Consider the following 6830-nt stretch of genomic DNA (forward strand, 5'->3'; position numbering starts at 1 on the left):
CAAGAGTATAAACGGAGGAAAATGTGTCCAGATACGCCAATTACGAGTGCCTGAAGATCGCGGTTGCGAACAAGGTGGCGACCGTGACCTTGAACCGCCCGCAGGCGCGCAATTCGATCAATCAAAAGCTGATCCGCGAACTGCGGACGATCTGGGATGACCTCGCCGATGATCACGCCGTCAATGTCGTGGTGCTGACCGGCGCCGGCGATTTCTTCAGCGTCGGTGGCGACGTGAAGGCGATGTCCGAGCGGCCAGGCGGCGACGTCCTCGAAGAGGGCGAGGTCCATGATCCCATGATCAGCCGGCGCGGGGTCACCCGCCAGCTTGAGCTCGACAAGCCGATCATCGCCGCCATCAACGGCGATGCCATCGGCCTTGCAGCGACTCACGCGCTCCTGTGCGACATAACGGTCATGGCCGATGACGCGCGGATCGGCGACACGCACGTGTCGCGTGTCGGCCTGGTCGCGGGCGACGGCGGCACCGTGATCTGGCCGCTGCTCGTTGGGATCAACAAGGCCAAGGAATTCCTGATCCGCGGCACGCTCCTGAGCGGCAAGGAGGCCGAGAGGATCGGGCTGGTCAACCATGTGGCGCCGCGCGCGGAGGTGCTGGCCAGGGCCCGCGATATCGCCGTGGAGCTTGCGAACGGCCCGACCTGGGCCATTCGCTGGACCAAGCTGTCGATCAACCAGATCGTCAAGGATCGCGTCAACTTGCTGCTCGAAGCCTCTATGGCCCTGGAGCAGGTGACGTTTGAGACGGCCGACCACAAGGAAGCGACCATGTCGTTCAAGGAAAAGCGCAAGCCGAAATTCGGCCAGGCGTAGCTCGGCCATGAGCGCGACCGAGCGCCCGACTGACGACACCAGGAAGATGCTGGCGGATTCCCTGCGCGGGTTTCTCGGCCAGCATTGGCGCGTCGACACCATGAAGCGTGGCCCGTCTCCGCAAGAAATCGCAGCGATCTGGAGCAAGCTCGTGGGTCAGGGCGTTGCGTCGCTTGGCAGCGATCCCGACATGGGAGGGCTGCGCGAGATCCTGGTGGTGATGGCGGAGCTGGGCCGCGCCGCGTGCCCGGCGCCGATGTGGTCGGCGGCTCTCGCCAATTTGGCGCTCGCGGGAGCAAGGTCCGAGGCTTCGGTTGGTTTGCTAAGGCGCCTACATGCGGGCACCGCGCGCATCGCGTTCTCGTTTGGGGCATTTGATCCGGACCGCGCGGCGGGCAGCATCGAGGTCACGAACATTAAGGCAAGCGGACTGCTGCGGTTTGTCGAGGCGGCGGGAAGCTGTACGCATCTGCTTGTGCCGATCAGTCCATCGGCGCTTGCGCTTGTTGCGATGGATGGCCCGGGTGTCGGCGTTGAACCAACCCGTGCGATGGGCGCCTGGAGCCTTCACCAGGTTCGGCTGAACGCTGCGCCGGCTGAAATCATCGAAGTCGAATTCCTTGCCGTCCATGACCTATTGCGCAAGGCCAAGCTGGCGCTGATGGCGCGGGCGCACGGTGCCGCCCGGCGCGCGTTCGAACTGGCGGTCGACTATGCAAAGGAGCGCCGGCAATTCGGGCGGCCGATCGGACAGTTCCAGGCGATCCAGCACAAGCTGGCCAATTGCTTCATCCTGCTCGAAGGCGTGCGCCTGATCCTCGACCATGCAGGGGAACTGCATGATCGTGGCGATCGTCATTGGCCGTATTTCGCTGATTGCGCCGCATCTTTTTCCGCCGAGGCGCTGCGGCGTGTTTCGCTCGAGACCCAGCATACATTCGGCGCCATCGGCTATGCTGAGGAGCACGAGGCGCCATTGCACTTCAAGCGCGTGCATCTCGATACGATCGCGCTCGGCGGCGCGGCGCATGCGAGGCTCGGCATAGGCTCTTTCCTGCTAGATGATGGTGGTGCGGAACTGCCGCAATACGATCTTGGTCCGGCCGGCAATGCGCTGCGCGAGCAGGTCCGGCAATGGTTGGAGGAGAATTGGTCGAGCGAGCGCAAGGCCGCCTTCGACGCGCAGCCATTTGCCAAGCGCGAGTTCGATGTCGAGTTCGCGCTTGATGTCGGCAAGACCGGCTGGATCGGGTTGGGATGGCCGAGCAAATTCGGCGGGCAGGGGCGCTCGCCGCTGGAGCAGATCGCCCTCATCGAGACGATGGAGCGGGACGAAGCGCCGCGGATTGGAGCTGCGATCCAAGCCAACGCGCTGATGATGTTCGGCACGCCGGAGCAGCAGCAGAAATATCTGCCGGAGATTCTCCGCGGCGAAGCCATGCACGGCATGGGCTACAGCGAACCCCAGGCAGGCTCCGATCTCGCCGCGCTGCGCACCGGCGCGGAGCGTGATGGCGATCAGTGGGTCATCAACGGCCAGAAGATCTGGACCACGACGTGGTGGGGCAAATACATGTTCCTGGCTGCGCGCACGGACAGGGACGCCAAGCCGCCGCATGCGGGCATCAGCATGTTCATCGTGCCGATGAATACGCCGGGCATCTCCATTCATCCGGCGACGACCATGTATGACGGCTCCTTTGCCAATATCTTCTACGACAACGTCCGTATTCCGCTTGACAACCTCGTCGGTGAGGTCGATGGCGGCTGGAAGGTGCTGACCGGGGCGCTCGCTTTCGAGCGCGGTCTGGTCGGCGGCGGCATCGTCCTGAAGGTCGCCCACGCCTTCGAACAATTGCGCCGGCATATCATGGCGGCAGAAGCCGACAGGCCGCCGCTCGCCAATGACCCGATCGTCCGCGACAGAATGGCCGTACTCGCGTCTAAAATCGAGGTCGGCCGTCAGTTGATGATGCATTGCGCGGAATTGGCGGCCGATGGCATCACCCCGCCGGAATATGGCGCGATCAGCAAGGTGTTTTCCAGCGAGCTGATGGAGCGCTTCGGCGAAACCGCGCTCGACATTCTAGGCCAGCGCGCCGCGCTTTCCGAGCAGATGCCTGATGCAATCGACAATGGCCGCTTCGAGCAGAACCTGCGTCATTCGCTGATGTGGGTGATCAGCATTGGAACCAACGAAATTCAGCGCAGCCTGATTGCGCAGCGGGCGCTTGGGTTGCCGAGATAGATAGGGAGTGATCGCATGCCGCAGCCAGACGTCGCGACGGCGCCCCTCAATGGCGTCAGGGTGCTCGATTTCTCGATCATGCTGGCTGGTCCCTATTGTGCGCGGCTGCTCGCGGATGTCGGCGCGGAAGTGATCAAGATCGAGCCGCCGGAGGGCGACGACATGCGGCTGCGCGCACCCCTGCGCGACGGCCACAGCGCCTATTTCGGCCAGCTCAATGCCGGAAAGCGGAGCCTGGCACTCGACCTGAAGAACAGTGAAGCGATCAGCCTCGTCCACAGGCTGGTCGAGCAGACCGATATCGTCGTGGAAAATTTCCGTCCCGGCGTCATGGATCGGCTGGGACTTGGCTATGAGGCGCTGCGCGAGATCAATCCGCGTTTGATCTATTGCTCGATCTCCGGCTATGGCCAGTCTGGTCCGGCGGCGGAGCGAGCGGCCTATGCCATGATCGTTCACGCCGAAAGCGGGTTCGACCGTGCGCTGATGCGATATGCGGGCGATCGCGACCGTCCCGCAGCGGGTGCCGTGTTCGTGGCCGATCTGTTGGGAGGCATCTTCGGCTATTCGGCGATCCAGACTGCGCTCGTGCAGCGATCGCGCACTGGAGTGGGGCAACGGATCGACGTCGCGCTGATGGATTGCATGCTGAACCTGCTCGTCTACGAGCTGCAGGAGGCGCAGTTCCCGGTGCATGCGCCGCGGCCGACCTATGGTCCGGTGCGGGCCAGCGATGGTGATATCCTGATCGCGCCGGTGACATCGCGCAATTTCGCCGCCCTTTGCGAGGTGACGGGAGACCGCGCCTTGGCCGAGGATGCCCGCTTCAACACTGTGCCGGCGCGTGGCGCGAACTGGGGCGCAATGATGCAGCAGATCGAGAGGTGGACCGAGCTCCACACGGTGCGAGAATGCATCGCGTCGCTCGATCGCGCCGGCGTTCCCTGCGCCGAATATCGCGATCCCGGCGCGGCGCTGACCGACCCGCATCTTTCGCAGCGCGGCGCCTTTGCGACGATTGCGGATGGCGCAGGCGAATTTTTCGGGGTCAATCCGCCTTGGAGGATGTCGGGAGCGGACTGCTCGATGCGGCGCGAGGTGTCGGCGGTCGGCGCGCACCGCGACGAGGTGCTGTCACGGGCGCTGGGATTGTCATCCGCGGAAATCGCCAGCCTGGCGGACGTAGGAGCGTTCGGAAAATAGTTCGCCCGCGTCAGCAATACTGCAGAAGAATTCAATCCTCGGATGATCCGGAAGAGCCCGATGGCGTCGCCTTTGCGATCGCCAGCATGCATTTCAGAAAATGCGCGCGATCTTCCTTGCGCAACGGTGCCAGCATCAGGTCCTGCAGTTCAGCAGCAGCGGGAACGACGCTGAAGAGGGCCGTCTCTCCCTTGGCGGTGATCTGAACCTGCACGGATCGCCGGTCTTCCGCATTGCTCTTCTTCGAGATCAGCATTCGCGCCGTCATTCTCTTGAGCATTTCGCTCAGCGTATTCCGGTCGCAACTGATGTGTTCCGCGAGGATCGACGGCGTGAGCGGGCCGCGTTGATACAGCGCCATGAGTACGCCGAACTGTCGGGGGGTGATGTCACTCTGGCGCGTCACCTTCTGATAGAGGACGTCGTAGCGGGCTTCGAGCAGCCGAAGAAGAAAGCCGATGCCGCCTTCGAGCTGCCAATTGCGCGCGAGCTCCGCGGCCAAATCCGTCTTCATTGCCTTGTCGGCTGACATGCCGTTGTCGACCTGCGCTGTAGTCCATCTGACCCCAAATCGGCATAGCCGTTAGCAGCTTGGTGTTCCGTCCTCAACCCTTGGGCTGGGTGCCGAGAGCAGGCCCGATCCGAAACGCCGGTCCCAAAGGCCACATCGGCCCTTGCAAGATGAGAATCGATATAGTACGTATACGTACCAAATCTAGACGCGAACGGATCAAGGTTCGCGCAGGGAGGGTGGTTTTGGATCTGCGCCAGTTTTTGTCGATCCCGTATCTCCTTGAGGCTGAAGCCGTCGAAACCGAGCCAGGCAAGTGGCTTCTGCGGCTCGCTTATCCGGAGCTGCCCGGCTGCATCGCGGAAGGAGTTGTCGTCGAGGACACGCTCAAGGAGCTCGAACGACGACGGGTCGAACAGATCGTGAGCCTGGTGGAGGCGGGCAGTGAGCCTCCTGTTCCCCGAAAGCCGCTTGCCGCATCCGATCCGCTCTGGACTGCCCGCGATCTGGGCGTGTCGCCACGCATCGCTGCTCTCCTCGAACGCGCGGCCAAATAGCGCCTCGGGACGAATCGTTGAATTGAACGGAGGAAGCTCATGCTGTCGCACGAAGACAATGAAAGGCTGGTGAGGGTCGGAAAGGGCACGCCCCTTGGAGAGCTGTTCCGGCTGTATTGGATTCCGTTTCTGCCATCCGCCGATCTGGTGAAGGACGGTCAGCCGAAGCGCATCCGGCTCTTGGGCGAAGATCTGGTCGCCTTCCGCGACACCGAGGGCCGCGTCGGATTGGTCGATCATGCATGCCCGCATCGCGGCGCGCCGCTGATGTTCGGCCGCAATGAAGATTGCGGATTGCGGTGCGTCTATCACGGCTGGAAGTTCGATGTGACGGGGGCGGCAACGGACATGCCGGCCGAGCCGGTTCGCAGCCGGCTGAAAGAGCGCGTGCGGATCAAGGCCTATCCCTGTCGGGAGCGGAACGGAATGCTTTGGACCTATATGGGTCCAGATGCTGCGAATCCTCCGCAGCTTCCGAACGTGGAGTGGAATCTGGTGCCGGCGGACCAGGTGCACATCTCGGTGCGGGTCCAGGAATGCAATTGGCTGCAGGCGCTCGAAGGCGAGATCGATTCAGCTCACGCGCCGTTGCTCCATGGCCGGCTCGATTCGCAGGGCACCACCAGCGCATGGATTCAGAAGCGCGATCTCCGTCCGACGTTCGAATGCATCAAGCAGGATTTCGGAATGAGCATCGCCGCCCGCCGGAACTACGACGCCAACACGCTGTACTGGCGCGTCAATCAGTTCGTGATGCCGTTCTATACGCTCGTTCCACCGCTGTCTCCGTTTCCGGATCTGAGCGGTCATGCCTGGGTCCCGATCGATGACGAGAACACGCTCTGCATCATGTTCTCGTATCACCCCTCGGAGCCATTGCTGCCGAAGACCCGTCAGATTTTCGCGGAGGGGCACAACGGCCGGGAGAGCGGGCACGCCAGTCGCCATGCGCTGGTCCAGCACCCCGTCACCGTTCCCTACGCCGGATACTGGACCAAATACAATCCGCAAAACGGCTTCCAGTTCGACTACGAGGCGCAGCAGACCACCTGGTTCTCGGGGCTGCCCGGGCTGTGGGTGCAGGACGGCGCTTGTCAAAGCGGTGTTTCGCCGATCTACGACCGCACCAAGGAGAACCTCTGCTCCAGCGACACCGGCATTGCGATGACGCGGCGCTTCCTGCTCGAAGCGCTCGGCGCCTATCGCGATCATGGCATCAAGCCAAAGGGCGTGACCGATCCGGATGTGTTCATGGTGCGCGCGGTATCCCTGCAGCTTCCGCCAGAGGACTCCTGGGCGGATGTCGGCGCGCCGTTCATGCGTCGCATTGCCTCACCAAGGATGTTACCGGAGAACTGACCGTCAGGATTGGGGCGGCGATACCGAATCGGATCGGTGTCGCCGATGGCAGGACGGATCAGCATGGGTGCGCGGCGCGAGCTCACGGCGGCGGTGGTAGAGCGCTATCGATCAGCACG

Annotated in this window: 6 protein-coding genes; 5 read left to right on the forward strand and 1 reads right to left on the reverse strand. The window is 62.9% G+C overall.

The genetic code is table 11. From position 1 onward, the window contains the following. Positions 1-23 precede the first annotated feature (23 nt). From AAFX91_RS13090 to AAFX91_RS13100, 3 genes are read left to right on the forward strand one after another with little or no spacing between them, the layout of a single operon-like run. The gene (locus AAFX91_RS13090; RefSeq protein ID WP_394566765.1) at positions 24-833 is read left to right on the forward strand and encodes an enoyl-CoA hydratase/isomerase family protein; all 810 of its coding nucleotides are present in this window, start codon (positions 24-26) and stop codon (positions 831-833) included. A gap of 7 nt (positions 834-840) precedes the next feature. Continuing rightward, complete coding sequence (locus AAFX91_RS13095) at positions 841-3081, forward strand: acyl-CoA dehydrogenase family protein (protein ID WP_394566766.1); 2241 nt, start codon at positions 841-843, stop codon at positions 3079-3081. Positions 3082-3096: 15 nt separating this feature from the next. Further along, a complete protein-coding gene (locus AAFX91_RS13100) occupies positions 3097-4284 on the forward strand; it encodes a CaiB/BaiF CoA transferase family protein (RefSeq protein WP_394566768.1) in 1188 nt (395 codons plus the stop codon). A gap of 31 nt (positions 4285-4315) precedes the next feature. Here the strand turns inward: AAFX91_RS13100 and AAFX91_RS13105 are convergent, their stop codons facing one another. After that, positions 4316-4798, reverse strand: a complete 483-nt coding sequence (locus tag AAFX91_RS13105; RefSeq protein WP_394566769.1) for a MarR family winged helix-turn-helix transcriptional regulator — start codon at positions 4796-4798, stop codon at positions 4316-4318. 242 nt (positions 4799-5040) lie between these two features. Between AAFX91_RS13105 and AAFX91_RS13110 the strand changes: the two genes are divergently transcribed. Then, positions 5041-5352: a hypothetical protein gene (locus AAFX91_RS13110; protein ID WP_130577760.1), complete on the forward strand. Its 312-nt coding sequence runs from the start codon at positions 5041-5043 to the stop codon at positions 5350-5352. 39 nt (positions 5353-5391) lie between these two features. Beyond that, positions 5392-6711, forward strand: coding sequence for a Rieske 2Fe-2S domain-containing protein (locus AAFX91_RS13115; RefSeq protein WP_394566770.1), 1320 nt, complete (start codon positions 5392-5394; stop codon positions 6709-6711). Positions 6712-6830 lie beyond the last annotated feature (119 nt).

Origin of the sequence: Bradyrhizobium sp. 31Argb (genome assembly GCF_043638955.1) — a bacterium.
Lineage (GTDB): Bacteria > Pseudomonadota > Alphaproteobacteria > Rhizobiales > Xanthobacteraceae > Bradyrhizobium.

Excerpts from the sequence above, each read along its gene's own strand:
- AAFX91_RS13095 (WP_394566766.1), top strand. The coding sequence starts at position 841 with ATGAGCGCGACCGAGCGCCCGACTGACGACACCAGGAAGATGCTGGCG.
- AAFX91_RS13115 (WP_394566770.1), top strand. The coding sequence starts at position 5,392 with ATGCTGTCGCACGAAGACAATGAAAGGCTGGTGAGGGTCGGAAAGGGC.
- AAFX91_RS13105 (WP_394566769.1), bottom strand. The coding sequence starts at position 4,798 with ATGAAGACGGATTTGGCCGCGGAGCTCGCGCGCAATTGGCAGCTCGAA.
- AAFX91_RS13100 (WP_394566768.1), top strand. The coding sequence starts at position 3,097 with ATGCCGCAGCCAGACGTCGCGACGGCGCCCCTCAATGGCGTCAGGGTG.